Source organism: Enterobacter sp. UNJFSC 003 (genome assembly GCF_036903355.1).
GTDB lineage: Bacteria > Pseudomonadota > Gammaproteobacteria > Enterobacterales > Enterobacteriaceae > Enterobacter.
In genome coordinates, this window is record NZ_JBAKHK010000108.1 from 1 (window position 1) to 293 (window position 293).

Here is a 293-nt window from a genome sequence, read left to right on the forward strand (position 1 = left end):
AGCCAGCCAGACCCATCAGCCACAGCAGTAGATGCCGAGGCAAAAACATGGGCTGTCAAATTCCAGCATCAAAGCTCTTTCACCGAACAATCAATAAAAGAAATAACGGCACCTGATCTCAAACCCGGCGATTTGCTGTTCTCCTCAAGCCTTGGGGTAACCTCATTTGGAATCCGCGTCTTCAGCACTTCCTCTGTGAGTCACGTTGCAATCTTTCTGGGTGATAATAACGTTGCAGAAGCGACAGGCGCTGGCGTCCAGATTGTTTCTCTTAAAAAAGCGATGAAGCATAG

General features: G+C 48.1%; 1 protein-coding gene. It reads left to right on the forward strand.

Features of this window, described 5'->3' with window-relative positions; all coding sequences use genetic code 11:
- Positions 1-293 (forward strand): NlpC/P60 family protein (locus tag V5P19_RS23320; protein ID WP_334407909.1); only part of this gene is annotated, 293 nt, incomplete at both ends.